At 40.5% G+C, this 24,194-nt stretch carries 28 protein-coding genes and 2 tRNA genes; 11 read left to right on the top strand and 19 right to left on the bottom strand.

Features of this window, described 5'->3' with window-relative positions; genetic code table 11:
* Positions 1-2: 2 nt before the first annotated feature.
* On the top strand, positions 3-791 hold the full coding sequence (locus V7O66_RS03565; protein ID WP_406661602.1) for a cytochrome B: 789 nt from the start codon (positions 3-5) through the stop codon (positions 789-791).
* Positions 766-1,266, top strand: a complete 501-nt coding sequence (locus V7O66_RS03560) for a hydrogenase maturation protease (protein WP_406661601.1) — start codon at positions 766-768, stop codon at positions 1,264-1,266. The genes V7O66_RS03565 and V7O66_RS03560 overlap by 26 nt, the downstream gene beginning before the upstream one ends.
* A gap of 96 nt (positions 1,267-1,362) precedes the next feature.
* Here the strand turns inward: V7O66_RS03560 and V7O66_RS03555 are convergent, their stop codons facing one another.
* Both V7O66_RS03555 and V7O66_RS03550 read right to left on the bottom strand, forming a co-directional pair.
* Positions 1,363-3,084, bottom strand: a complete 1,722-nt coding sequence (locus V7O66_RS03555; protein WP_406661600.1) for a thiamine pyrophosphate-binding protein — start codon at positions 3,082-3,084, stop codon at positions 1,363-1,365.
* Positions 3,085-3,356: 272 nt separating this feature from the next.
* Positions 3,357-4,265 (bottom strand): hypothetical protein, encoded by a 909-nt coding sequence (locus V7O66_RS03550; RefSeq protein ID WP_406661599.1) that lies wholly within the window; start codon positions 4,263-4,265, stop codon positions 3,357-3,359.
* 162 nt (positions 4,266-4,427) lie between these two features.
* Here V7O66_RS03550 and V7O66_RS03545 point away from each other — a divergent pair, with 162 nt between their 5' ends.
* Positions 4,428-4,736 carry a hypothetical protein gene (locus tag V7O66_RS03545; protein ID WP_406661598.1) on the top strand — a complete coding sequence of 103 codons (309 nt, stop codon included), beginning with the start codon at positions 4,428-4,430 and terminating at the stop codon, positions 4,734-4,736.
* A 6-nt stretch (positions 4,737-4,742) separates the two neighbouring features.
* Here V7O66_RS03545 and V7O66_RS03540 read toward each other — a convergent pair whose 3' ends face one another.
* Entirely contained in the window at positions 4,743-4,946 is a 204-nt protein-coding gene (locus V7O66_RS03540; RefSeq protein WP_406661597.1) for a hypothetical protein, read from the bottom strand.
* A gap of 148 nt (positions 4,947-5,094) precedes the next feature.
* Here V7O66_RS03540 and V7O66_RS03535 point away from each other — a divergent pair, with 148 nt between their 5' ends.
* Entirely contained in the window at positions 5,095-6,093 is a 999-nt protein-coding gene (locus tag V7O66_RS03535; protein ID WP_406661596.1) for an NAD(P)/FAD-dependent oxidoreductase, read from the top strand.
* Between the two features lie 35 nt (positions 6,094-6,128).
* Here V7O66_RS03535 and fen read toward each other — a convergent pair whose 3' ends face one another.
* A complete protein-coding gene (gene fen / locus V7O66_RS03530) occupies positions 6,129-7,154 on the bottom strand; it encodes a flap endonuclease-1 (protein WP_406661595.1) in 1,026 nt (341 codons plus the stop codon).
* A 169-nt stretch (positions 7,155-7,323) separates the two neighbouring features.
* Here fen and V7O66_RS03525 point away from each other — a divergent pair, with 169 nt between their 5' ends.
* Positions 7,324-8,091: a ribonuclease HI family protein gene (locus V7O66_RS03525; protein ID WP_406661594.1), complete on the top strand. Its 768-nt coding sequence runs from the start codon at positions 7,324-7,326 to the stop codon at positions 8,089-8,091.
* A gap of 445 nt (positions 8,092-8,536) precedes the next feature.
* On the opposite strand, the gene V7O66_RS03520 is transcribed toward V7O66_RS03525, so the two are convergent.
* Positions 8,537-9,004: a hypothetical protein gene (locus V7O66_RS03520; protein WP_406661593.1), complete on the bottom strand. Its 468-nt coding sequence runs from the start codon at positions 9,002-9,004 to the stop codon at positions 8,537-8,539.
* Positions 9,005-9,463: 459 nt separating this feature from the next.
* On the opposite strand from V7O66_RS03520, the gene V7O66_RS03515 reads away from it, so the two are divergent.
* From V7O66_RS03515 to V7O66_RS03505, 3 genes are all read left to right on the top strand, one after another.
* Complete coding sequence (locus V7O66_RS03515) at positions 9,464-10,132, top strand: cytochrome c biogenesis CcdA family protein (protein ID WP_406661592.1); 669 nt, start codon at positions 9,464-9,466, stop codon at positions 10,130-10,132.
* A gap of 141 nt (positions 10,133-10,273) precedes the next feature.
* On the top strand, positions 10,274-10,504 hold the full coding sequence (locus V7O66_RS03510) for a ferredoxin (RefSeq protein WP_406661591.1): 231 nt from the start codon (positions 10,274-10,276) through the stop codon (positions 10,502-10,504).
* Positions 10,505-10,693: 189 nt separating this feature from the next.
* Positions 10,694-10,879 carry a DUF1059 domain-containing protein gene (locus V7O66_RS03505; protein WP_406661590.1) on the top strand — a complete coding sequence of 62 codons (186 nt, stop codon included), beginning with the start codon at positions 10,694-10,696 and terminating at the stop codon, positions 10,877-10,879.
* Between the two features lie 197 nt (positions 10,880-11,076).
* On the opposite strand, the gene V7O66_RS03500 is transcribed toward V7O66_RS03505, so the two are convergent.
* Entirely contained in the window at positions 11,077-11,733 is a 657-nt protein-coding gene (locus V7O66_RS03500) for a DUF2284 domain-containing protein (protein WP_406661589.1), read from the bottom strand.
* Between the two features lie 505 nt (positions 11,734-12,238).
* On the opposite strand from V7O66_RS03500, the gene V7O66_RS03495 reads away from it, so the two are divergent.
* Positions 12,239-12,577 carry a nucleotidyltransferase family protein gene (locus V7O66_RS03495; protein WP_406661588.1) on the top strand — a complete coding sequence of 113 codons (339 nt, stop codon included), beginning with the start codon at positions 12,239-12,241 and terminating at the stop codon, positions 12,575-12,577.
* Positions 12,578-12,708: 131 nt separating this feature from the next.
* Positions 12,709-12,900 carry a DUF86 domain-containing protein gene (locus V7O66_RS03490; protein ID WP_406662560.1) on the top strand — a complete coding sequence of 64 codons (192 nt, stop codon included), beginning with the start codon at positions 12,709-12,711 and terminating at the stop codon, positions 12,898-12,900.
* Between the two features lie 171 nt (positions 12,901-13,071).
* Here the strand turns inward: V7O66_RS03490 and V7O66_RS03485 are convergent, their stop codons facing one another.
* The 7 genes from V7O66_RS03485 to V7O66_RS03455 all read right to left on the bottom strand — a co-directional run bounded on the left by V7O66_RS03485 (position 13,072) and on the right by V7O66_RS03455 (position 18,693).
* Positions 13,072-14,442 (bottom strand): DEAD/DEAH box helicase, encoded by a 1,371-nt coding sequence (locus tag V7O66_RS03485; RefSeq protein ID WP_406661587.1) that lies wholly within the window; start codon positions 14,440-14,442, stop codon positions 13,072-13,074.
* A 234-nt stretch (positions 14,443-14,676) separates the two neighbouring features.
* Positions 14,677-14,754, bottom strand: a tRNA-Glu gene (locus tag V7O66_RS03480).
* Between the two features lie 101 nt (positions 14,755-14,855).
* Positions 14,856-14,933, bottom strand: a tRNA-Glu gene (locus V7O66_RS03475).
* Positions 14,934-15,000: 67 nt separating this feature from the next.
* Positions 15,001-15,351 carry a helix-turn-helix transcriptional regulator gene (locus V7O66_RS03470; RefSeq protein WP_406661586.1) on the bottom strand — a complete coding sequence of 117 codons (351 nt, stop codon included), beginning with the start codon at positions 15,349-15,351 and terminating at the stop codon, positions 15,001-15,003.
* Between the two features lie 20 nt (positions 15,352-15,371).
* Entirely contained in the window at positions 15,372-15,596 is a 225-nt protein-coding gene (locus V7O66_RS03465) for an LSM domain-containing protein (RefSeq protein WP_406661585.1), read from the bottom strand.
* A gap of 144 nt (positions 15,597-15,740) precedes the next feature.
* Positions 15,741-16,112: a DUF3467 domain-containing protein gene (locus tag V7O66_RS03460; protein WP_406661584.1), complete on the bottom strand. Its 372-nt coding sequence runs from the start codon at positions 16,110-16,112 to the stop codon at positions 15,741-15,743.
* Between the two features lie 103 nt (positions 16,113-16,215).
* A complete protein-coding gene (locus tag V7O66_RS03455; RefSeq protein WP_406661583.1) occupies positions 16,216-18,693 on the bottom strand; it encodes a DUF5814 domain-containing protein in 2,478 nt (825 codons plus the stop codon).
* 107 nt (positions 18,694-18,800) lie between these two features.
* Between V7O66_RS03455 and V7O66_RS03450 the strand changes: the two genes are divergently transcribed.
* Positions 18,801-19,634 (top strand): RAD55 family ATPase, encoded by an 834-nt coding sequence (locus V7O66_RS03450; RefSeq protein ID WP_406661582.1) that lies wholly within the window; start codon positions 18,801-18,803, stop codon positions 19,632-19,634.
* Positions 19,635-19,658: 24 nt separating this feature from the next.
* Here V7O66_RS03450 and V7O66_RS03445 read toward each other — a convergent pair whose 3' ends face one another.
* From V7O66_RS03445 to V7O66_RS03420, 6 genes are all read right to left on the bottom strand, one after another.
* Positions 19,659-20,456, bottom strand: a complete 798-nt coding sequence (locus V7O66_RS03445) for an MTAP family purine nucleoside phosphorylase (RefSeq protein ID WP_406661581.1) — start codon at positions 20,454-20,456, stop codon at positions 19,659-19,661.
* Between the two features lie 12 nt (positions 20,457-20,468).
* Positions 20,469-21,578, bottom strand: coding sequence for a DUF373 family protein (locus V7O66_RS03440; protein ID WP_406661580.1), 1,110 nt, complete (start codon positions 21,576-21,578; stop codon positions 20,469-20,471).
* A gap of 151 nt (positions 21,579-21,729) precedes the next feature.
* A complete protein-coding gene (locus V7O66_RS03435; RefSeq protein WP_406661579.1) occupies positions 21,730-22,017 on the bottom strand; it encodes a DUF5658 family protein in 288 nt (95 codons plus the stop codon).
* A 9-nt stretch (positions 22,018-22,026) separates the two neighbouring features.
* The gene (locus V7O66_RS03430; protein ID WP_406661578.1) at positions 22,027-22,875 is read right to left on the bottom strand and encodes a hypothetical protein; all 849 of its coding nucleotides are present in this window, start codon (positions 22,873-22,875) and stop codon (positions 22,027-22,029) included.
* Positions 22,875-23,981 (bottom strand): hypothetical protein, encoded by a 1,107-nt coding sequence (locus V7O66_RS03425; RefSeq protein ID WP_406661577.1) that lies wholly within the window; start codon positions 23,979-23,981, stop codon positions 22,875-22,877. Before V7O66_RS03425 ends, V7O66_RS03430 begins: the two co-directional genes overlap by 1 nt.
* A complete protein-coding gene (locus V7O66_RS03420) occupies positions 23,978-24,178 on the bottom strand; it encodes a hypothetical protein (RefSeq protein WP_406661576.1) in 201 nt (66 codons plus the stop codon). Before V7O66_RS03420 ends, V7O66_RS03425 begins: the two co-directional genes overlap by 4 nt.
* Positions 24,179-24,194: the final 16 nt, after the last annotated feature.

Raw genomic sequence — 24,194 nt, 5'->3', positions numbered from 1 at the left:
ATATGGAACAGAAAGATAGCATGATCGTGAAAAGGTATTCCTTTTTAGAGCGACTGGCACATTTTGTTCACCTTTTCACTTTGTTCATCCTGCTGATAACCGGATTTAAGATCTATGGAGGCTGGGATTTTATGAGCTATCACATTGCCCTGGTCATTCACCTGTCTGCAGCGTTTGTGTTTGTGTTTGTGAACTGGGTCATCATTCCATACAATGTGATGACGAGCGAATGTCCTCGTTGTCCTATGTGTGCAGCCGGAGTTCACAATCTGTTTCTCCACAGGATGAATCACATAGCACACAGGTATCTATTCGGGCCAACTGATGTCAGGAGAATGAAGCAGATATTCCTCAATTATCTGGGAAAAGGCGAATATCCGGCATTTACTGTATATGATGTCAAAAATGAAGGATATATTGACAAATTACATCCGGTAACCCAATTCATGCTTTTCTTTGAGGGAGGTGCAGTGATGTTCGTAGTATTTACGGGAATTGTTCTCTATAATCTGCAATGGACACTCCTTGGATTACCCATAAGTGAATGGTTGATTTCCGGAGCTGAACTAATTTCAGATCCCCTGGACATGCATGTATTAGCTTTCATACGAACCGCACATTTGATGATGGCATATTTTTTCATTGTGGAACTTATCATCCATGTGGGTATTGTGGAACTTGACCCAAAGGTCTGGAAATACCATAAAGCAATTTTCCTGACCGGAAAAGAAGACCTCAGCGATTCCGATTATGTCGAGCTGCTTGGTGCAGAGAATAATTTGGAGGGCTGATCCTACGATACGCATACTGGGATGTGGGAATCCTCTTGTGGGAGATGACGGTATCGGCATCCATGTTATTGAGAGATTGAAGGAGATGAGCTATGAAATGCCGGATAATGTGGAACTGATAGATGCCGGTGTCTGCGGACTCGATATGCTCAACCTGTTGGAAGGTGCTGACACGATTATCATTGTGGATGCTGTGAAAGGTGCCGGAGATATTGGTTCTGTGCATCTATTCGGAATGGACGAAATAAAAGGAGCGACATCCCAGGGTGGATTCACAATTCATGAAACATGCCTTGCAGACGTACTCTGCATAGCTGAACATATCCAGAAAATGCCTGAGAAACTCATGGTCATTGGAGTCGAGATAGACAAGGCAGAGGAAATATCACTCTGCCTTTCCAATAAGGTGCAGGCTTCCCTGGATGAGGTTGTGGCGCTTATCCTCGATGAGATAAATACAGGGATAGGATCTTAATCGAACGAATACCATTCCAATCAATTCTATTCCGGATCATTCATTTTCCTATTTCGGATTCGATCATCCATATTTTTCAAACTGACGGTTCCAGAATCAGGCTATATCAATTTGTTTTATGTATGGTCCAAGTATCATGTCCTTATAAGCTCCACCTGCCGGAACTTTCGGATATAGAACTTCTTCCCGGTCCGTACAAACTTCCAGGAAACAGGGACCTTCTGAGTTCAGGAAATCTTCGATTCCCTGCTTAAGGTCTTTTCTGTCGCTGATCCTCTTTGCATAACTAAAACCAAAGGAGTGTGCAATCTCTGCAAAATGAACGTCCTTTTGTCTCTGAGTGGCTGTCCTGATCCCATCATAGGCTGCATCCTGAAGATTCTGGACCATCCCATCACTTTGGTTGTTCAGCAGGAGTATCTTGACTGGCATATCAAGAGATGCTATGGTATGCAGTTCTCCGAGATTCATTTTCAGGCTTCCGTCACCGTCTATTGCTATGACCTTTGCATTAGGATTCGCATAATGAACACCGATGGCTGTTGGCATGGAAAATCCCATTGTTCCAAATGACCCTGAGCTCATGAAGGACTTTTCCTTTTGCATGGACAGATGTTGTGCTGCGAGCATCTGCTGGTTACCGACACCGGTTGTTATCCGTGTATTGCTGTCAACGTAGTCTGCAAGCATAGACATGACTTCGGCAGACTGAATGAACTGGGATTCCCTGTTGTAGTCCAGCGGCCATGATCTCTTGAGGAATCTGGCACGCTCCTGCCACTGGTTGATATCCAGAGTGATGTTGTGCTTTTTGGCGTAATTCAGGAGGTCACGGATAGCTGTGGGTGCATCACCTATGAATGTGAATTTGGGGCCACGTTCGATCTTTATCTGATGCATTTTCTCGGGGTTGATGTCAATATAGGCTACATCAGTACCTATTGCAAAACCGACCTTTTCCGCAACCCTGTCATCCCATCTTACTCCAATCGCGAAGAAGAAATCATTCTCCTGAATGAGCATGTTTGCATAGGGAGTGCCGAACATTCCAAGCATCCCCATGTTCATACCATCCCTTTCATCAACTACACCCTTTGCCATTAGTGTGTTAACTGAAGGAATTCCAAGCTGCTCGTTAAATTCCCTGATGGCATGGCTTCCTGCTTCAGAGTTCAGGCCACCTCCGAGATAAAGCAGAGGTCGTTTGGATCTTGCCAGTAGCTGGAAGAATTCATCGCATTGCTCATCACTGAGATGCCGGTCATCGTGATAACTTTCCTCGAATCTCAGAATGTTCATGCCCATATATTCGTGGATCTTCTGCTGTTTATCAAGTGGAACGTCTATGACAACAGGCCCGGGCTTTCCAGACTTTGCAAAGTAGTAGGCATCCTTGACTATGGATTCGATATCGTCACCATTGGATAGCTGGATGACCTTCTTGGCTGCATCCCCAAATATACCTTTGACATTGATATGCTGGAAGGAGTCGGTGCCTATCTTATGCTCTGGAACCTGACCTGCAAATACAAGCAGTGGAATGCTGTCACCATAAGCATCAGCAACGCTTGTGAGAGTATTAGTGATGGCAGGTCCTGATGTGACTATAGCTACACCGACCTCATTGCTTGAGCGGGAGTATCCCGCTGCACTAAATGCACAGGACTGCTCATTGGAGTTTACAACTATCTCGATGTCACTCTTTTCAAGTGCATGGAATACCGGAAGTATTGCCGCTCCCGTATAACCAAAGATGTGTTTGACCCCAAGGTCCTCCAGACATTTAACCAGGACTTCTGCTCCATTCATTTCTTCCATTTTCAATTCTCCGTGGAAAGAAACGATCCCGACACAGGATACACTAATCAGTAAACTAACCAAAAACAGCGCACTTGAGCCAGAAAAGTTTCAATTATCATGCTCAAGCGTGTAACACTACCACTAATACAGACACATTGGATAAAGTGTGAGTTGTGGTAAAGTTAAACATCAGGAGATGATTGTGGGAAGTGGTATTTAAGGGTTCTTATCAATTCTTTTAAAGATTGCTAAAACAATACTTTTCGCATTGTGAAAATGGCTAAGCAAATTCAGTTTCCATACTTTAAATAATCAACAACTTCAACCGGAAAATGCATTGTAAATGTGCATGCTGTTGTTAGCAACTCTGACAACTGCAGTTTCTCTATTAACCGTGGTGGAAATAACAAAAACATTCCACTAAATATGGTTTTATCTAAATAATATTCATATCCATTTCTTTCAGGGTATAGGCCTGTACTATAAGGCTGCGGATTGTAATCAAGTCCACACCATTCCATTGTAATTCTAAGAGGGGCATAATCCATTGTATGCTCAAAGATTTCAGAATGGATCTTATCTAAAAAACTATCTACGAAGTTGTTTGGATTGCTATATTTCTCCACGATTTTTTCAATTTCTTTATCTTTGATATAATACTGAGTAAATTCTCCACTCTTTTCTAACCAAAATGACATATTAATTATGGAAGTCAGCATTGCTTCCATATAACCAAAAGCTCCAACAGGCAAAGTAAGTTTGTTGATATCACGCTTTAAAGTGTTTTGAATTATGGCTCCACCATTGTCAAAGAAAAAAGAATTGAAGAAAATATTTCGATAGAAATTTGAATCCATTATCAATTTCAAGTATTTGATATCAATTTCATTAAGAGTGTTTTCATGAAGGTTTTTTGATATCCGCATGTTGCTTTGTTCTTTGCTTTTTTCTAGCAAGTAATCTAAAAAGGGCTGTATATTAGCTTTAATGGGAACTTTACTAACTCCTTCACCATAAACAATTATTTTTCTATCTGCTAGTCTGTCTCTTGCATTTTGAATGGGTGAAGAATTTATATTTTTTTTATTGTAAATTAACTCTATTGCTTTTGCTTGAATTTTAGGTTCCATTGTTGCAATGTATAGCAATGATTCAGTTGAATTCGATTTTAAACTCTCTACTATGTTACTTTCTTTCATCTTAGAACCTTCAAATACATTTTTTACAAAATTTGTATCAATATACATTTTTAATTAAGGTTGAAAGTACTTAAGTCTAGTTCAATGCAATATAGTAGTAAGAAACATCTTTGTATTTACATACATTGGTGTAGTAAAATATAATGTTGTGAGAATGATCATATGAAGAACACTAAAAACCAAAAGCAAAATGATTCCTTTAGAACTTCAAAAGAGGTTAAAGAATGGTGTTACAAGGTTACTTCAGTAGGTGCATGTAAAGAGGACAAAGACTGGCCTAAAGACTTGTTTAAGCGCGATTACTTCAAAATTATTGAATTTTTGGAGAAGCGGTTTAGAAATACCCAAAAAATGAAAGAGTATTATTTTTGTATTCCATACCTGATGCAAGACATTGAACCAGATGAACTTTTTATTCCTTGGCTAAAGTCTAATAACTTTAAAAGGAGTCGCTCAAAAAATAAGAAATAGATGCCCTCAAGCATCCATTTCCTCAACAACTTTTGTCGCCCTACAGAATAGCACATTCTCCCCGTTCCACATATCAATATCCGGCAACACATCATCAAAACATACGATGTTCTCAAAACCTTTAGGTTCCAGAATCATCTTCACATCATCAGACGTAAAGAAATGTGTCCAGAAGCGATAGACATTGAAATTATCGGACTCGTCCATCACTATATAAAGATTAATGACAGCACTAGAGAAAGGTACTGACTTCACTAATAAGAAAGATACATTCAAAATCCTTTTAAGATAATTTAAACATAATATCTTATGAACAAGCTACCAGCAGTTTGCTGCTAAACTACGACATGGTGTTCATATGGATGAAGAAGTGAATATTCTGGGCGGAGGAATAAGCGGTCTTGCATGCGCAATAATTCTTCGCAAGAATGGGTACAACGTCAATGTTTATGAAAAAAGGGATTATACTGGTAAGAGATTCAACAATGACTGGCAAGGTCTGGAGAACTGGTCTGAAAAAATCGATGTCTTGCAACAAATTGAATCATATGGTATTGATCTGTCTTTTGATTATGAGCCTCTTTATGAATTGGACCTTCATTATTCAAATAAAATAAGAACTATCCGGGTAGAAAACGCCTGTTATCTTGTGAAGCGAGGAAGTTATGAAGACTGCCTGGATATAAATTTGCTTGAGCAGGCTAAAAAATTGGGTGTTAATGTTCAATATAACTCAAATTTGGATGAAAAAATCCCTATTCATATAAATGCAAGCGGACCTAAAACTGCAAGTGCTCTTGTTAAAGGAATCAAATTCAATACCGATCATGAAGATGGTTATCACATGGCTTTTGGCGATAAAATTGCAAAAGGATTTTATTCATATCTCTTAATTAAAGATGGACACGGAACAATTGCAACTGTTTTTAATCGTAAAAAAGCCCATCTTTCTGAAAATTATCTTCTAAATACAGCCAGGTATTTTTCAAAATATGTCAGTGAAAAAGAACTTTCATCCGGTAAGAAGTTTGGAGGGTATGGGAATTTTGAAATAAAGAAATCTTTCTATGATGAAAATGGTGCAATTCTTATAGGAGAAGCAGCTGGTTTTCAGGATTACCTATGGGGATTTGGAATGAGATATGCACTCCAGAGTGCAAATTTTGCTGCAAGAAGTATAATGCATGGTGAGTCCTACGATGACCTGATAAAAGAACATTTACTTGCAAAAATGAAACATTCAAAAAGGAATAGACACCTTTTTGAAATTATGGGTCCCTTAGCATATCCTTTAGCATATTATTTGCTGGGTGGAAGTAAGGATCCCCTTAAACTTCTGAATATGGTATATAGATAATAACTTTTTATGATCTATTACCACATTTTATAATTTCACCAATCCCCTAAACAGGACTGGCATTCATGGCCCACTTTCTCTTTCAGGATCCTGTTATTACCCAGAACCAGCTTCTCTGAAAAATCTCGTTCTTCAATTAAAAATTCGAGCAATGCATCTGTCTTTGGTTTTCTCCATTTGAGAGTGTAATCATTTGTGACCGGTGGATTCAGGAAGAACTCCCTTATCTCCTCGACAGGAACACATGAGCGAATATCCTTGTCCTCTTCCTTGATTATCGTATTGATGTCCTTGTGCTTATGGATAAGCTTGAGAGCTGTCTTTGCACCCACACGATGGATGCCCTCATTGAAATCTGTCCCGATGCAGATGGCAACATCAATAAGCTGCTCACGGCTAAGCTCCAGTTGTTCCAGAGAGTCTGTCAGAGAGATATGCTCTGAGGTCTTGACAACATATTCCTTCTTACCAGGAACCTTTTTCTTTCCGGTGCTACCCAGATTGCGGACTACATCTTCGGCTCCGAAAAGGAAGGTGTCATAGTCCTGTGAGCCTACAAAGTGGGCATCCCCTCGAGTGGTCATGAAGGCTGCCTGTGCCTCGGCTTCTGATTCTGCCTGTATATAGGGTATACCCATGAGGTCAAGGAGCTTTTTTGATTCTTCAAGTATCTGCGGAGTTATTCTGGAAGTTCCCTGAGCGAACTTCTTCATATCCTCGATATTGCCTTCTTCCTTGGCAACCTCATATTTGCGGGCTGCATCCTCTTTGCACTCCTTGCGCTTTTCCAGGGTCTCCCTCTTCATCTCCGGAGGTTTGCCATCAAATATGTAGACAGGTTTGATACCGGCTTCCCTCAGTTTACTTGTCCTAGAGAAGAGGCCCGTAAGGTGGGATGTGGGGTTCCCGGAAGAATCTGTGAGCAATGAGCCATCCCTCTGACGAATTGCACTCAGGAACTGGTATATGGTATTGTAAGCGTCAATTGCGATTACCTTGCCGGAGAGTTCTTCATACGTGATCGGATTTTTTGTGAGTAGTGATCCTATTTGTGTGCCCATTATGATTCCTCGTTTTTAACTTCCTTTCATGTTTTTCGCTCTCAATGGTCATTCTGGTTTATAGTGGTATTCCAAAGAACAGGTAATATTACATTTCACGCACAATTCACGCTCCATTATCTGCGAACACACCAATCAATACAAGAACGATAAACCACTTTCACAGAACATGGACAAAATAAACTTCGATGGCTCCTGTGACCCAAATCCGGGGGGAAGGATGGGATTTGGCTGGGTCATCAGCTGGAAGAATGGAAAGCCTGCCACAGAAGGCAAGAATGAAAAACTGAGACATCCAGAGAACACCAACAACGTTGCAGAGTACACTGCACTGAAAGAGGGTATACTCCAATATCTGAAACTCGGCGGCAATGGTCCCCTGCAGGTCTACGGGGACAGCAAGCTCGTCATTAGCCAGATGTCAGGTAAATGGAAGGTAAAGAACCAAAACCTTGCAGTCATCCACGGGCAGATACACGAAACCATCAAGAAGCACGACCTCAAGGTGAAGTTCGACTGGGTACCAAGGGACCAGAACGCCATTGCAGACGGTCTGGCAATGCCAGGAAACGCTTCCAAAAAAGCCCCTGTTAAACTGGAAGACAGAAAGTTCGTTGCAGATACCAATGTAGCTCCAGTTTCCTCACAACTCCGCTTAAAAATAAATGAACTGAACACAAGCCCTGCACCCGGTTTCAAATCCTTCGCCCAGTTACGTGTGGGTGGCCTGGACTCCTTTTCCAAAAAGCGATTCGATGAACTTGGAGAAGAAGCAGGGAAAAAAGCTGTTGAGATAGTTAAAAAAGAGTTTCCCAATGACACCAAGAATCAGGCTTCAGCACTTCGGTGGATGTTAAGAGGACTGGGAACTGATCTTGCTGTGCAGAAGGTCAAGATAGATGTTGAGATTAGCAAGAAGAGGAATAAGAGGAAATGAGGTAGTTTTTTCGGGATTCTCTGAAATGAGATTCCACTTTTTGATGGATTAGTAAATGATATTTAAGTGTATATAACAACAAAAAATCGGACCATTCAGAAAATCAATCAAAATTGATTTAAACATAAATAAATCACACTTTATTTATTGTCTATTTTTAGAAAAACTTATATAAAATCATGCAATTCTTAGTAGTGGAGGCGAAGAATTAATACTAAATCAATTTAATTTTAGTAACTAATTGTTTTTGAGTAATTCTTCTGAACGGTATCCATAGACCAAAACATCTTCGCCTCAAAACCTCCATTCATTTTCAAATCATTCTTAACCCAGGTGAATAGAGCCTTGCTTATTGCATGTAGAGACATCCGGATATATTCTAGATCTTGCATTCATCAGGCCGATAGAAAGAGAAGTTATCGATAAGGAATTTTACATAATATAATCAGTTTTTCCCTTCTTCGATTAAAGAATCTTCCAGATTTAAACCTACAAGGAAGCTTCCTATACAAGCTGTATTTTTGAAGTTTATTTTAGATTTAACATATTCATCAGTTAATCTTGATGGTGATGCTATCATGGCTTCGGAAACAAAGGATATTTCTTCAATTTCCAGACAAGGTTTAGCACTTATAACCATCAGAGGAGGTTCGCAGGAATACTGGACCTTTTTGAATTTTTCTTTATAAATGACTATATTACCACACAATATATTTTCCTCTGACTGTTTCAGTCTATTGATCTCACCAGGGTCGCTGACATCTTCCCCTACGACTTCACCCTGGTGAACAATTTTCAGATTATTCTTTGGCCAGTCATATTCCCTGTTTGTCAAAAATGATATCAACACATCGGATTCCAGAGCCTGTTTCACCCCAACATTGTGTTTTTTACCAAAACCCAATGGAAGCATCTGCTCATCCTTTTCTTCGAGTTGAAGTATCCTTTCACGGTCAAATTCATCAAGAAGAAACGCTTTTTCAACCCCTTTTGTAATGTGAAGTTTATCAATAGCTTTTTCAGCAACCTGTAAGTACGAAATATTATCCCTCCCTTATAACTATTTTACTTGTTTTTTAATCAACAAAAATTGTTTTGTCGTGTGATAGTATTAATTATATTTAACTTATTTGCACGAGGAGAAAATAGAACCCATAATGTCGTTATTTATATGTGTCAAATATCATTATTTTAAATTAAATCTACTAAAATTGATATATTGTAGATTATTGGTTAATATTTGTAACTATAATTTCATAAGAAGAGGAAGAAGTGACGGGTATCACCAGAATATATAGAATTTCTAAGCCATAAATTGTAAACATGCTTTAACAGTAGTATCATATGTATTCATCAATATAAGGGTGAATATATGACAGCAGCTTTTGATCCTTCTATAACAGGCATCTTTATTTTTGGACTGATAGCAGGTATTTGCCCGTGTAATAGTGTATTATGTTTGGGATTGATAGGTTACCTTACCAGCGGTAAAACAAATTTATCCTTTGTTAATATCCTTAAACTGGTAATCTCATTTTCAATCGGCACCGTGATGGTCCTTTTACCTCTCGGTTTTATTGCCGGCTCTATTGGCAAATATATTTTATTTTTGAACAGTACTATTGCCTGGATGTTCGGCGGAATATTAATGATTGCAATGGGATTACAATTATTACATGTTTACAAACCGCCTATAAAAAGCATATTTAAAATTTTCAAGCGCCCGAACTCCTATACAATGATGGGAGCCTTTTTGCTCGGATTGTCATTCGGGGCAATTACAATAGGTAGAGGCGCCCCCATGCTACTAATTGTATTGACATACATAGCACTCTATCAAACCCCACTGGAAGGTTTACTCACGACCTTCGTATATTCAGTAGGCCTGAGTATCCCCCTCATTGTGATCAGTTCAGTCGGCGGTTCGCTCAGCAAAAAAATAAAAGAAGCAACAAAAATAAGTGGCGATCTGGCAGATAGAATAATAGGAGTATCGATCATAATGATAGGAATATATTTCCTATATCTGGCAGTACAGTAAAATTGACAAACCTTTTTGTGTAAAGATTACATGTTCTGTGAATTATCACAAATATCTGCACATAAGTTTTCCAGAAATTTATAAATACAGAGCTGTTCAAACCTAAAAAGTATTGTAAACATTAATTCGGGGGACTTATGTATGGCAGATGTAAAAAATAAAGTAGCTGAAAATGTAGAAGGGGCCTTTTACGTAGATGATCAGTGTATCGCTTGTCAGAGATGTACAGAGGAAGCTCCAAATAATTTCAAAATGAATGAGAACTTTTCAAATTCTTTTGTATATAAGCAGCCAGAGAATGATACTGAAACAAAGCATTGCGAAGATGCCATGGAATCATGCCCTGCGGAAGCGATTGGAAATGACGGATAAGTGCATAACTTATTTTTAAAGAATCTTTTTTCTACCTCACCAAATAAAGGAAATAGGGATGAGGATAACCCATAATAAATGAAGCGTGAGAAATGGGAATATTCAACTTATTTATTATACTATGTTGAATATATTACACTGTCCTTAAGTAGAAAGAATAAGATACTATAAATTGGGAGGTCATAAATTATGACATATAAATTAGCTTGTGAAGATGTGGGAGTTGCTTGTCCTTTTGTTGCGCGAGGGGAAACCGTGGATAAAATGATGGAAATTGCTGTAAAGCACGTCAAAGAAGAACATGGTTATACTGATGAACAATTAAATGCTCCTGAAACTCAAAAAGAGATGAAAGCAGCGATCAAGAAAGAATAATCTTAAATATCGTAAAGCTGGGTGATTTGCTCATAACAAGGAAGCCATATCCGAATACAAATCATTTTTAATCCAACTTTCTTTTTTTATACTTTTTTACTTATCTCCATTATGGGATTCATTAATCGCTTTTTTCTCCCTAGTCCATTAGACAAAAATGGAAGGAATTAAGAGCCCACCATAAAGCACGTAAGCTTTCAGTCCAGTAAGATAAGTGTATATTGAGATGGTATCGTATCATCCATAGGGAATTTCTGCATTGGCATGCCCAGTTTCTCCAGTGTCTTGTCCATCCTTATTCCAAGACCCATGATGCATGGTCTGCGAATGGTAGGCTGGTGGCAGCTTCCATCTGAGCCAGCACAGGCAACATCTGAGCAATCACTGTTGGCACACCAGGTACACATACCCGGGAAGGTGCCAAGGGCCGTATTATACCCAAGGGTCCAGGCCAGTTTCTCAAGTTCAATGGTTCCCGGCTGTATTGTTTCCTTGCGCTCTCTGATAACTGATTTCAGCGTATCTACAAACTCTTGCTGTGTATCATCATCCTCTGATGGGGTGACACTGTATTTGATGAAATTCTCACCGACCTCTCTGGAAAAGACGTTTTCAGACTTCCAATCCACAAGTAATGCCCACTCATATTCTGCAAGCATTTTACTGAACTCATCTACTGTGGGTATAAATGGAGGACACACAAGACTCCCATAACCATTGCATCCGAATATGCACTTCAGGATTGTCCTATTCTCTACTATTATGTCCTCAGCAGCGATAAGTCTGATACTGTTCGCACCCAGCTCTTCAGCTTTTTCTTCAAAGTATCCGTAGTTTTCCTCAGGTGTCTTCATGGTTTAAGAAAATAGCCAATGATTGATTTAATTTTTGTTTCTGATCGACTGACAGGTCTTGATAAGATGGGGTTCTCTAATGATAATCTCCATCATATGAAGAAGAATACGGAGGATGAAAAGACGTTCACTAAAGAGGGTCCTGTTCAAAAAAAAAAGGGAGAGGGGGTTTGGGGGGAGAGGGGAAAGATCGTTTACTAAGGTGCTCCTGTTCAAAAAAAAAGGGAGAGGGGGTTTGAGGGGAGAGGGGAAAGATCGTTTACTAAGGTGCTCATGTTCAAAAAAAAAGGGGTGAGGGGGTTTGGGGGAGAGGGGAAAGATCGTTTACTAAGGTGCTCATGTTCAAAAAAAAAGGGGTGAGGGGGTTTGGGGGAGAGGGGGAAAATCGTTTATTAAGATACCCCTTTTTAAAAAAGATATCAATATTAACACATTTTCCTCAAATTTAATCCAGCAAATATCAAAATTGAAATAGCATTAAAACAAAAGAGTAAATAGAACATTCATGCCATCAAAGAGAGATATTGAGATAAATAATGCTTTTGACCTTGTACAATCACTGGGTTTTGATAGAAATAAAGGTAAAGAGCTTCTGGAGCTTTGCCGGCAGAATGATATTTCTTCTCTTGGGCTTTTTGGTTCATTTTCCAGAGGTGAACAAACAGAAGAAAGTGACCTTGACCTTCTGGTTACTTTTTCAAAAGGGAAGAGTCTTATCGACCATATCAAGATAGAGGAAAACTTTGAATCCTTGCTGGGAAAGAATGTTGACCTCATTACTGAGAATTCACTCAGTCCATACATTGCCCCGATGGTTAAGAAAGACCTTCGGAGTCTATTATGAAAGATGATTCTGTTTTCTTGAATCATATTTTAGATGCGATTAATCAAATTAATGAATATATCACCAGCATAAATTACGATGAGTTCCTTGAAAACCGATTGATACAAGATGCTGTTGTCAGATAACTTGAGATAATTGGTGAAGCCACAAAGAATCTTTCCCCAAGTACAACAGAAAAGTACTCTCAAATTCCATGGAAAGAAATTGCAGGAATGAGAGACAAACTAATTCATGCTTATTTTGGTGTTGATCTGGAAGAGGTCTGGAACACTGTTAAAAGAGACATTCCTGAATTAAAGGAAATTCTTACATCTTCCCAATAATAAAATTTACAATTCTAAATTGCATATTCTTATTTAGACTTCCTGAATATGACATCTAACATTCTACTACTGCAAACAGAGATTTCAGTGTTGAAGCAAGCATACCCCTGACACATCTGTCAAGGATATCTTATTATTCCAATGGAATTTCTACAAAGCCCGAATAATCAATTATTTGCGACCTTTGGACTGACCTGAGTTTCGGGAACCGGACCTGCCATTGTTCTTGCTTGTACCCTGGCTCTTTCTTTTGGTTTCGGATTTTGCAGACGTCTTTTTGCTATCCTTATCTGCTCCCTTTTTACCCCTGCCTTTACTTACAGTTTTGGCGCCTCTCCCTCGGCTTTGTCCTTGTCCTCTCTGTTGTCTTGGAGCTGGTCGGGCTGCCTCACCTGTGGCATTCTTCGCTTTTTCTGAATGGTAATCATGTTCAGCGACTTCGATCTTCATTCGGGTGAGGGCTTCGATATCACGAAGAAAATCACGTTCATCGGCAGCACAGAAGGAGTATGCTGTTCCATCGGCTCCTGCTCTTGCTGTGCGTCCTATGCGGTGTACGTAGCTCTCAGGGATATTTGGCAGGTCATAGTTGATGACATGGGATATGTTGTCGATATCGATCCCACGGGCTGCAATGTCTGTTGCAACCAGCACACGCAGGTGTCCTGATTTGAAATCCTTAAGTGCTTTTGTACGATGGGTCTGGGATTTGTTCCCATGGATAGCACCAGCAGAGATCTTGTTCTTGTTAAGCATCTCAGTGACCTTGTTCGCACCGTGTTTAGTACGTGTGAACACAAGGACACATTCCAGATGTTTGCCCCTCAGGAGTTGTAAAAGTAATGGATTCTTATTGCTTGAGTCCACAAAAAAGACAAACTGTTCTATGCGTTCCACTGTTGTTGCCTGCGGAGTTACCTCCACCTGTGCAGGATTGCTTAGCATTTTCCTGGCAAGTTTGTCAATATCAGGAGACATGGTAGCTGAAAAGAAAAGCGACTGACGTTTCTTTGGCAGCATGGCAACGACCTTGTACACGTCATTGATAAAACCCATATCAAGCATCCTGTCTGCCTCATCCAGGACAAAATGCTCCACACCGGACAGTTTTACATAGCCCTGGTCCATCAGGTCCAACAGTCTCCCAGGAGTCGCTACAAGAGTGTCTACACCCTTTGAAATGGCTTTGACCTGTGGGCCCTGACCAACTCCGCCAAATATGACAGTATGCTTGAATTTTGTGAACTTGCCATATGTGGAAAAGCTATCCCCGATCTGTGCTGCAAGCTCCCTAGTGGGCGCAAGTACAAGCACACGTGGGGTTCCCGGACGCAGATTCTTGTGCGATGCAGACATATTGTGAAGGATCGGCAATATAAAAGCAGCAGTCTTACCTGTGCCAGTCTGGGCGATACCTATCATATCCCTGCCATTCAACAAATGTGGTATGGATAGCTTCTGTATCGGAGTAGGTGTAACGTACCCTTCTTCGGACAATGCCCGCTGAAGCGGGTATATTAAACTTAGATCTTGAAATGACATGTATACCTCAGGTTACAGTGCAAAAATCATTGGTAATCACATTCGACTCATGCTTATCTAAAGAGAATATCTCTATTAGTGTGATGCAAACTCAATCATTAATTCCGCACAGTAAAATGTCTATAAATTAGATTTTGGTTAATTTCTACAAAAATGACATCAATACAGTTAAACAACTTTTGTTTTACGGAAAAATCTGAATATTTATCTTAATGATCGATTTGAAAAATTGTATGGTGCTCCGGCCGGGATTCGAACCCGAGTCTTCGGCTCGAAAGGCCGGAATGATTGGCCGGACTACACTACCGGAGCACGTTGCTTCTAATTTAGTTGAGCGAACCCAACATAATGCATATTGAACTTAATGAATACTAAGTCACTGAAATTCTGGTTGAACAAATTGAAAATAGTTGTGGTGCTCCGGCCGGGATTCGAACCCGAGTCTTCGGCTCGAAAGGCCGGAATGATTGGCCGGACTACACTACCGGAGCACGTTGTTTTCGCTTTAGTTGAACGACTCCAACATATCACATATAGCTAATAAAGGTTTCGCCTGAATCAGGCGGTTTCCTCATTCTCAGCTTCATCTTCTATGTTCATGACCCAGAAAGTAAGCTTATCGCATATTTCAGGCTGACATGCATCCCTGCATCCTGCACATGGGGAGAATACCTCTCCAGCCATGAGAAGATCATATGAGGGCTTCTTCTCCTCCTTGACAGTAAGGAGATATGTCCGGGCACCATTGGAAACAGCAGACTCTCTGTTGATCAGGTCATCATCCAGAAGCTTGGAAACGATCCTGGAGCACTTACGGCTGTCAATCTCCAGAAGTTTCCATAGCTCATTTTGGAAAACGCCTTCCTTATGGCTGCGGATCACATTCAATGCATCTTCTTCAAGGCTCATGTTAATATCCACTAAAAATATTAGCTTACCATTGGGACAACAAGTATGATGTTGTTTCCACGCAGGACCACAGAACCAAGGGAGCGCAGGCGCTCGCCATCTGCCATTTCAACTGTGTCTACAAGATGGAGATTCATATAATCATCTGCACTTTTTAAAGTACCTTCAAGCAGGTGAAGGTCGCCTTTCATCTCAACCTGGACTTTTGATCCAACCAATTTCTGCACTTTCTTATTTGGGAACAAAACTAATCCTCACATTAATTCTAAGAGAACAAATACATTAATAACGTTTAAATTCAGCCTGATAATTTTCAGGCTAATAAAACTAGCTAATATCCTATTTATTACTAGCGATTTAAATGAATTATTTAAGCACCATACACAGGTTTACATGTACCCCTGTATCTCAGTAGTGTCCTGTACAGGTGTTTCAGGTTTCTTGACCATAGCCGGCTGTGGTCTTCTTATAGGTCCGAACTTTGCCTCATAGTCCTGTATATGCTGGGTCAGCCACCTTGAGAGTTCAACTGCTGCCGGAGGAGAAAGAATAACCTCGGTCTCGATCTTCCTGTGGATAACCTGCGTATCTGCACCCTTTTCCATAGGTGATGGCACATCATTGTAGAAACCTATTCTGAAATCATACGGACTGTGGCCGCCCACAGCGCCAATGGAATAGACCTGCCTGAAGTCCTCTGGCTTAGTGATCTCTATCCTGACCTTCCTTTTCTCTTTAAAATTTTCAGGTTTATCGTTCATATTATTGTTTCCTCAACAAATGACTTACGTCTTATGTGTAAACATTACTTTAAAGGGTTTGGGTTTTAACAAGAAAAAACCGCAGCTATGACCTCACCTTCGATCAACCTACAATATCCTTCTTAAGGCGACGTGCTGCAGAAGCAACATCCTTTTTAGAGTACACACGAGCTATCATCTCAATAGCATCCAGATTGCGCACAGCATTATCCAGATAGCCAAGCACATCACCAGGATATGCCGTTACACCATAGACACTTTCAAGCTTTCGAACAATACCTGCAGGATCATAACCTTCAGCCCTCATTGAAATTACCTTTTCCGAGAACTTGCGCTCGGCACAGCCACAATATGGTGTGTCCCTACAACTACATGTCAAAAAATCCGTCGCAAAATCAAAGAGCTGGTCCCTCAGGACGATATCCAGCCTCTCCATATTCTCGCCTTCAAAAAGAATGTCGATAGAAGCACCCTGGAATACCCTTGAAGGAAGATTGATACCCAGAGCAGCGGATATCCTTGCAGCATATTTGAAGTAGACCGAATTGAAGAACTCCAGGTTCGAAACAATGGCAATCGGATCCTGACCAACCATCACAGCATCCCTTATCAAAAAAGCCTTGGAAACAGAAAGGAAATTGCCAGCTGCGATCTTACCAAATCGTGTCAGTGATATCTCAAAGCCCTTGCGGCTCACAAACTTGTTCCTTTCGAGCTTGGATAATAAGGTATCGATGTTATAATCCGTGAGCATTTTCGAGTGCATTGATCTAAGGTCTGCAAGTGAAGAGGTAACAGCCGTGGAAGCTAGGATCTCCTCAAGCTTCTCATCATCCCCGTAATCAACATTAGTATACTGCATCTCACCCTTGAGCAGTTTTAGTGCCACAACATCCTCTGTGTTGCCTTTATCACTGGAATATTTCTTGTTCGGGACTGGAAGCAACACAACCTCTCCGCGGTCATGATAATCAGGTCTTCCGGCACGCCCGAGCATCTGCAGGAAATCCTGCATATTCAGCCATTCTATACCCATTGCAAGAGACTCAAAAATTACCTGGGATGCAGGGAAATCAACACCTGCTGCAAGTGCTGCCGTAGTGACCACAACAGGAAGTTTACCCTTAACGAAACTGACTTCCACTTTCTTGCGTTCCTGGCTAGTAAGACCTGCATGATATGGAGCTGAATACATGGAAAGTGCTTCGGAAATACGATGGCAGTTACGTCTTGAATTAGTGAATATAATGGTCTGGCCTTTGTGTCCCTTAGATGAGGTCTTGCTGTACTCCGCCCGGACAAGCTTTGTCATTACCTTTATCTTCGAATGTTCCGGGCAGAGGATAAGATGTCTCTCTATGGGAACCGGCCTGTATTCGTACTCTATGAGATTTGCCCCAAGCTGCTTTGCCCTTAACTCAGGCTTTGCTACTGTTGCCGAGAGATAGATGAACTGAGCATCAGTTGCAATATACTTCAGTCTCGCGATCACTCCGTCAACCCTGTGACCACGCTCTGCATCTTCAATAATATGAACCTCATCCACCACGACTGTACCAATGTGCCCCAGCATATCTGCACCTCCAGTCCTCAGGATGTGGTCAATACCCTCATAGGTACCCACTATAATATCGGAGTCCAGGCCACGTTGCATTTTTTCAGTCTTTGATGTTTTTATACGGGCACTACCAACCCTTATAGAAGTCTGGAGCCCAATACCGGAATATCTCTTTGTGAACTGATCATATTTCTGATTGGCAAGAGCCACAAGCGGAACCAGATAGAGCATTTTCCCCCTCTTTCTGAGGATGTTCTCAACACCTGCGATCTCCCCGATAAGTGTCTTACCGGTAGCAGTTACCGATGTCACGAGCTGGTTTTGACCTTTGAGCAGGCCGTTCTCTATTGAAAGAGACTGAACCGGAAGAAGAGTATCTGACTTTTGCAGCAACAGATTCTTGAATTTTTTCACCAGAGGAAGATCTTTTATCATCCCTTTCGGAAGAGAAGTATTTGCGGCGATGGAATCAAAACGCGTCAATTCAGGATCAAGGTCCTCCGGACTCATCATTGCTACTGTCCTGTCAAGATCCCTTGTCTTCATCAATATCTCTTCGAACCGTTCAAATGCCTCATCACTATAATACATATCCGAATTCCTGAGCATCCTGGAAAGTTCATCCATTGCACAGTCCTCGCATATCTTCTCCCTATGATACTTGATGGACCTTCTGTTCAGGAAATTAAATCTGTGGTTCAACAGGCAGAATCTGCAGGCATTAACAATATCCACGCTGAGCTGGAAATCCTGTAGCATACTGATAAAAGAAGAACTCTGACCTGCATCGCCGCCTTTTGCAAGCATGATACGGTCAGCCATCCTCAACAGGTCTATGAGCTCAGACGGAGGGCGCAGTTCCCCCTTCTTATCCTTGATAACCCTGAACTTATGAGGTCTTGCACCTGCATCGCTGTCCTTTAGTTCCAATTCTCCTACAAAAAGAGGTGTTTTTTTCTTATCCCTTATGGGCAGAATGATAATTTTCGACCTTTCGGCACTTACAAGTATCCAGAGAGTCATTGGTGCAGTCAGATAGTTTGTTCATTATATATAGTATTGGATTTGTGGGAGAAAGGGTTTATAATCTTAAATGCAATATAATAATACATGAATATTGGGGGCCGATGATGCTGAGTATAAATAATACCGTTGAAGCGAACAATTTTACTCATGAAGAGAATTCTGAAGACTATGGAGAGAAATCCCTTTATGATAATCTAAGAAAATCACCTCAGGATATTAGTTACCAGGAATCTGTACCGCTTCATAAGACCAGTATCTCTGCCCTTGACAGGAATCTGGGCGGAGGATTACCTGCCGGCTCCACGATATATTTTTCAGCCGATCCACGTTCAATGTCCGAAATCTTTCTTTACCAATTTACACAGTCCCGAAAAACATATTATTTCACCACTGAAAGAAGACCAAAATTTGTTCTTGCCGACATAATCAATGCAGGTTTTGATCCATCCAATATCATTTTCGTGGATATTTACAGTGAATATTACTTCAGCTCACAAGGTGACATGGTAGAAAACTTAGGCAATGAGTATGTTGATTCAAAGATATTGGAATTTGCCGAATACAACCTGGGTAACATTCAAAGTGACTCCATGAATGAAGAAATAAATATAATCATAGATTCCTTTTCCTTTTTCATGAACCTCCGCATTAATCCGGGTGCCATAAGACAATTCACAAACCTCCTCTACGAGAGCACAAAAAGTCTTCAGTGCCTGACATATCTTTACTGCCTGAAGGGAAGCCACCCTGAGAATCTTGAGAATAGTATTCTTGTCAATGCCGATGTTATTTTCGAATCATCACTTGAAAGAGCATCGGACAAGGTCATTAATACGCTGTCCATCCCAAAAATAAGAGGAATGGTTCCAAATTCAGAAATAATCAAGTTCAAGATCGGAGAAGGTGTGCAGATAGATACATCAAGAGATATTGCCTAACCGTGAAATCCTTTTTTTACAGCTTTAAAGACAGGCATCCAACGTTGCATGGGAGCAGTTACAATTGCGGCTCTCCGGGATTTTCTGGATTGTATCTGAAAGTACAGCAAACAGTTTTTCCTGAGTGGCATTAAGCGTTTCCAGCACTTCACTTACAGTTAGTTTACCTTCGCTCAGACCACTGGCATTATTGGTTACCGTGCAGATGGATGCATAACAAAGATTCAACTCCTTTGCCAGCACGACTTCAGGTAGTCCGGTCATACCTACAATATCCCCGAACTGACTCATCATCCTGATCTCAGCCCTGGACTCAAATCTCGGACCTTCGGTGCAAACATAGACCCCTTCTGAAAAGCCAATATTCATTTTCCTAAGGGAATGCTTCAGCCCTTCCTTTATCTCCGGACAATACGGCTCTGAGACATCCACATGCACAGTCCTGTGATCATAAAAAGTGGATGTCCTGTTTTTAGTAAGATCCAGAAAATCATCTGCGAGTACAAAACTACCTATGGGATGGTTATCCATTGTCCCCACGGAATTTGTGGAAATGACACGCTTAACACCAAGTTTTGAGACAGCACAGACATTGGCACGGTAATTTATCATGTGAGGCGGGACATGTTTACCACCGTCTGAATGTCGGGGTATGACCGCCACATCCCTGCCTGCAATCTCATAAATGGATACATCCACATTGCCAAAATGTGTGTCAACACTTATCTTATTCTGACATTCCGGGAAAAAAGAATTGACACCGCCGATTATAGCAATATCAAATTTGGGTATTTCCTCAAGTCCATTCATACTGTCTTGCATTGAATAACCCTTTTATCTCTTCTTTTTCTTCCCTTTCAGCTCTTTTGTTTTTTCATCAGAAGATATCTTAATTCCTGCAAGAGCAACTACTATGGCAAATATCACCGAGTATACGAAGTACTGGACCCCAATTCCGGATGCTGAAGAACCACTTATTACAGGATCTGCTGACATGAGGTATGAACTGGCACCCCAGAAAAGCAAGCCTATGGACGTTACGAAGAAGGCAGGTATGATATAATTTACCACAGACTTTCCATGCTTACGACGGTCAATGATCTTTCCTATATCCGCAAACAGAATAGCTCCAGTGTACAGCCAGACCGTAGAGTGAATGAATACTGTCGCCAGAGGTATTATCCCATAGTACCAGACACCTTGTCTTGTGTAAAGTTCCCATATGTTGATAAAACCGATTATAGTAGCAACTACTGCTACAACAGCAGCCGTTGTGTAAGTGAAAAATGACATTCTTCCCGAGTAAAACGAATCTTTCATCTTATCCCAGAAAAGGTTGATGGTGTCAGTGAATCCCCTGTAGAGCATATATATACCGACTGCTGCAAGAATACCAATGATGGCACCCTGAGGATAGTCTATCAAAAGGAAAAATGCGTATATCAATGATGCAAGACCAAGAGGTACAAAAAAGGTCTGTGATATCTTAGGATCATTGAACGCGTGTTTGATGATATAATAAGTACTTTCGAGGTTTGCGCTTTGCATAACAACAATTCGCTTAACAGAATCTATCTTAATCCTTGACTGAACGATGGGTAGGAGATTCTCATCCTCTGCACCGTCTGAAATAAAGATAGCAGATTCAGCCTTGAACTGTTTCAGGATCGTATCAAGCTGGTTAACGATTATCTGGTCAGAAATGATACCTACGTTCTTATCACCTGCAAGAGTTACAATTTCCGCATCAATACCCTTTGCAATGAGCTCGTCAAGTACCTTAACTCCACCGAAGATCGTATTTGTGTCAGAATCTTCAGGGTCTGCTGTTGCAAGCCTTACAGCAGCATCTATGTTAACTTCCCTTCCAATGAGAGGTGCCCGGACGTTGGCCTTTTCACCAATATCATTGTCCCTGTCTATACAGATTACCAGCGTTTGCATAAAACTCCAGTGGCTATTTATTGCGAAAATAATTCATTTATGTGATATTTTCATTTGGATAGTACTTAATTTGCAAATCCTATATACTTCCATTATTTGATAATGGTTTTTCAAATATAAAGGTTTTTATATTATATGATTAGGTTAGTTGTCAGAATACCAAGAGAGCGTTTTTGATTGTAATGTATAGCCCCACGCATGATACTGTCCTGGCTGTTGCATTCCAATATCTTTTATTTGCCAGCTTATAGAGCAAATATAGCAGTGAAAAGAAAAGGATTTTAGCCGCTATGAGCACTTCAAAGCCGTATGCATAGTAAGCTCCGTTTGCTATTGGGTTCTGTTCTGTGAAGCCTGACATCAGGCCGTAGTAGGTTGTTGCAAGGTCCCCAAGAAAGAAAAGAAGGATACCAGGAGCAATATCCCGAATAAATGACATACTGCTCCCTCAGGTAAAAGGAATCCATGCGCCTATGGCTTTGATTGCAGAGTAGACAAGCTCTATGATCTTTGTGAATACGTTGATCATGAACTCTAACATTGCTTTGTTGTCACTGACAATGGATGTTAGAGCCTTTGATATTTTCTTTGATTGCTTGCCTCTTCCCTGCATTATGATAACTGCCCGGAATAGTACGAAGGTTTCAAAGGTCATTAACAGGATAGCCCAATTCTCTATTGTGAAAACTGCATAAGTGTAAAATGTAGCTGCTATGCTGCCAGTTAGTGAGAGGGCTAAAACTACATGAGGGCCTACGATTGGCACTTTTTCAATTATATTTTTTATTGCATCTGTGAGGGTGAATGCTGCACTATCAAATTCTACTTCGTGATAAGTTACATCTATTGCTGCATCACTTGAAAAATCGAAGTATTGCGGAGGATAAACTGTTGCATTGTACATCGTTAGAGGGATGTTAGGACCTCCTGCAGCAAGTCCTTCTAAGAAGTCATCTTTGGAACCGAACTGAAAAGACAGATCATCAACTGGCAAATGATACCAGGTATCAGAGAATGAGTACGTAGTATTCTCTATTTTGCTAAAGAATGATGTTTGTACCTGGGATGAGTACCAGTTAAGATAAGTTATGTCTGCATCGAATGTGTAGGTATCAGTATCAAGATACAATGATGTTACAGATGCAGGATCAACATTATGCAACTGGATATAAGAAAATACATTTCCTTCTGCTGCATCGAGATATTGAGAGCTTACTCCTTCTATGGTCGTATCTGTGGCACTTGCAGGGAGGACCAGTAAAAGAAGAGCAATTAAGGAAGCTATGTACAGCCTCATCAATTGCCTCCAATCACATACATGAAGAACATTAACAGCACTATAAAGAATATTGGCGGTACTATTTGGCGGCTTGATGTGGCTATTTCATCATTGGTCCATTCGTGGGAGTCACCTAATATTGAAGTGGTGTTTGAATCTGATGAACTATCCCCTGAATCAGAAGGAGCATTATAAACAACATAACCACCGGAGAGATCAACTGTAGAATATGTGATTATCTTGTCATTGGTACTCTGTGCACAATATATGATACCTGCATCATTGATCACAATATCATCAACACGATAAGACACCGTACCAATTAATGATGCCTTGCCGCTTGTTGCATTAACACGACCTATACACCGTCTAGTAGGAGTGGAACCCTCAACATCGGTATAGACAGTAGTTGCATAAGCTGTATTTGCTTGCCAAGAAGCAAAATATATATCTCCTGATTCAGTCGCAGCCATTGCGGATATTTCAGGTTCGGCCCCATCCTCTGACCACTTATACATCTCATTCAAAGTACCATCATAAAGATATACTGTAGCATATCGCGGAACGTTATTATTGGACTTTGTACCGATTAGCAAACCATCGGGATGCATTGCCAACGATTCAATTCTATAATACTCAGATGGAATAGTACATAGAACAGATGATGAGTAAGAAGGCGCAGTTAATTGATAAACTGTTTTCCCTGAAGCAACATATATATCGCCTGTGTCCTGATCTACTGCCATGCTATATATAGCGCCTGAAATGATGGCTAACGTAGAGAAGGATTCCGTAGCCGTTGGATATTCTAGTATTCCTGTTGGACGGTCACACGCAATAACAATTCCATCCCCAGAACCGGGGTAAATTGCAAATACCAATTTCCCATCTGGAAGCATATCCGCATCTACTAAACCTGTGAAATCGTTGATTAACAAGGAACTTGAATCCAAAGATGAATAAAAATCGTAAATATCATCTGTAGTAGAATCTGTGCCGACCAAATAATGATCTTCTTGGTAAGGAATAATGATATGTGGATTATCAAAAATGTCATAAACCATTGCAGATGCTGTGGATATTGAAATGATGAACAAAGCAAGGAAAATAAACGTTTTCTTCATGTTGCACCGCCTGAAACCCTAATATTTACCCCTTTCTGCATAAGATGTTTCTCAAGAGCTATGTTCATCGTATTTGAGATGTCATAGCCTTCTTTTACCATCGTTTCAAGCAGTTCTTTTTCTATGTAGGGATTAGTTTTCACTCGGTTTTTTGCTTCTAATTTCAGTATCCTACGCATTACTATAGATTCAGCCACAAACAACACCTTCCTA

It is taken from the genome of Methanolobus sp. ZRKC3 (assembly GCF_045291275.1).
GTDB lineage: Archaea > Halobacteriota > Methanosarcinia > Methanosarcinales > Methanosarcinaceae > Methanolobus.
This window is presented reverse-complemented; position numbering and strand designations above follow the sequence as displayed.

Coding starts and splice junctions, on each gene's coding strand:
- V7O66_RS03485 (WP_406661587.1), bottom strand. CDS start 14,442: ATGTCATTTCAAGATCTAAGTTTAATATACCCGCTTCAGCGGGCATTG.
- V7O66_RS03470 (WP_406661586.1), bottom strand. CDS start 15,351: ATGAGCCTTGAAGAAGATGCATTGAATGTGATCCGCAGCCATAAGGAA.
- V7O66_RS03525 (WP_406661594.1), top strand. CDS start 7,324: ATGGACAAAATAAACTTCGATGGCTCCTGTGACCCAAATCCGGGGGGA.
- V7O66_RS03445 (WP_406661581.1), bottom strand. CDS start 20,456: ATGCAAGACAGTATGAATGGACTTGAGGAAATACCCAAATTTGATATT.
- V7O66_RS03550 (WP_406661599.1), bottom strand. CDS start 4,265: ATGAAAGAAAGTAACATAGTAGAGAGTTTAAAATCGAATTCAACTGAA.
- V7O66_RS03535 (WP_406661596.1), top strand. CDS start 5,095: ATGGATGAAGAAGTGAATATTCTGGGCGGAGGAATAAGCGGTCTTGCA.
- V7O66_RS03500 (WP_406661589.1), bottom strand. CDS start 11,733: ATGAAGACACCTGAGGAAAACTACGGATACTTTGAAGAAAAAGCTGAA.
- fen (WP_406661595.1), bottom strand. CDS start 7,154: ATGGGCACACAAATAGGATCACTACTCACAAAAAATCCGATCACGTAT.
- V7O66_RS03505 (WP_406661590.1), top strand. CDS start 10,694: ATGACATATAAATTAGCTTGTGAAGATGTGGGAGTTGCTTGTCCTTTT.
- V7O66_RS03565 (WP_406661602.1), top strand. CDS start 3: ATGGAACAGAAAGATAGCATGATCGTGAAAAGGTATTCCTTTTTAGAG.
- V7O66_RS03440 (WP_406661580.1), bottom strand. CDS start 21,578: ATGCAAACGCTGGTAATCTGTATAGACAGGGACAATGATATTGGTGAA.
- V7O66_RS03545 (WP_406661598.1), top strand. CDS start 4,428: ATGAAGAACACTAAAAACCAAAAGCAAAATGATTCCTTTAGAACTTCA.
- V7O66_RS03430 (WP_406661578.1), bottom strand. CDS start 22,875: ATGAGGCTGTACATAGCTTCCTTAATTGCTCTTCTTTTACTGGTCCTC.
- V7O66_RS03435 (WP_406661579.1), bottom strand. CDS start 22,017: ATGTCATTTATTCGGGATATTGCTCCTGGTATCCTTCTTTTCTTTCTT.
- V7O66_RS03555 (WP_406661600.1), bottom strand. CDS start 3,084: ATGGAAGAAATGAATGGAGCAGAAGTCCTGGTTAAATGTCTGGAGGAC.
- V7O66_RS03455 (WP_406661583.1), bottom strand. CDS start 18,693: ATGACTCTCTGGATACTTGTAAGTGCCGAAAGGTCGAAAATTATCATT.
- V7O66_RS03520 (WP_406661593.1), bottom strand. CDS start 9,004: ATGCTTCCATTGGGTTTTGGTAAAAAACACAATGTTGGGGTGAAACAG.
- V7O66_RS03450 (WP_406661582.1), top strand. CDS start 18,801: ATGCTGAGTATAAATAATACCGTTGAAGCGAACAATTTTACTCATGAA.
- V7O66_RS03495 (WP_406661588.1), top strand. CDS start 12,239: ATGCCATCAAAGAGAGATATTGAGATAAATAATGCTTTTGACCTTGTA.
- V7O66_RS03460 (WP_406661584.1), bottom strand. CDS start 16,112: ATGAACGATAAACCTGAAAATTTTAAAGAGAAAAGGAAGGTCAGGATA.
- V7O66_RS03515 (WP_406661592.1), top strand. CDS start 9,464: ATGACAGCAGCTTTTGATCCTTCTATAACAGGCATCTTTATTTTTGGA.
- V7O66_RS03510 (WP_406661591.1), top strand. CDS start 10,274: ATGGCAGATGTAAAAAATAAAGTAGCTGAAAATGTAGAAGGGGCCTTT.
- V7O66_RS03425 (WP_406661577.1), bottom strand. CDS start 23,981: ATGAAGAAAACGTTTATTTTCCTTGCTTTGTTCATCATTTCAATATCC.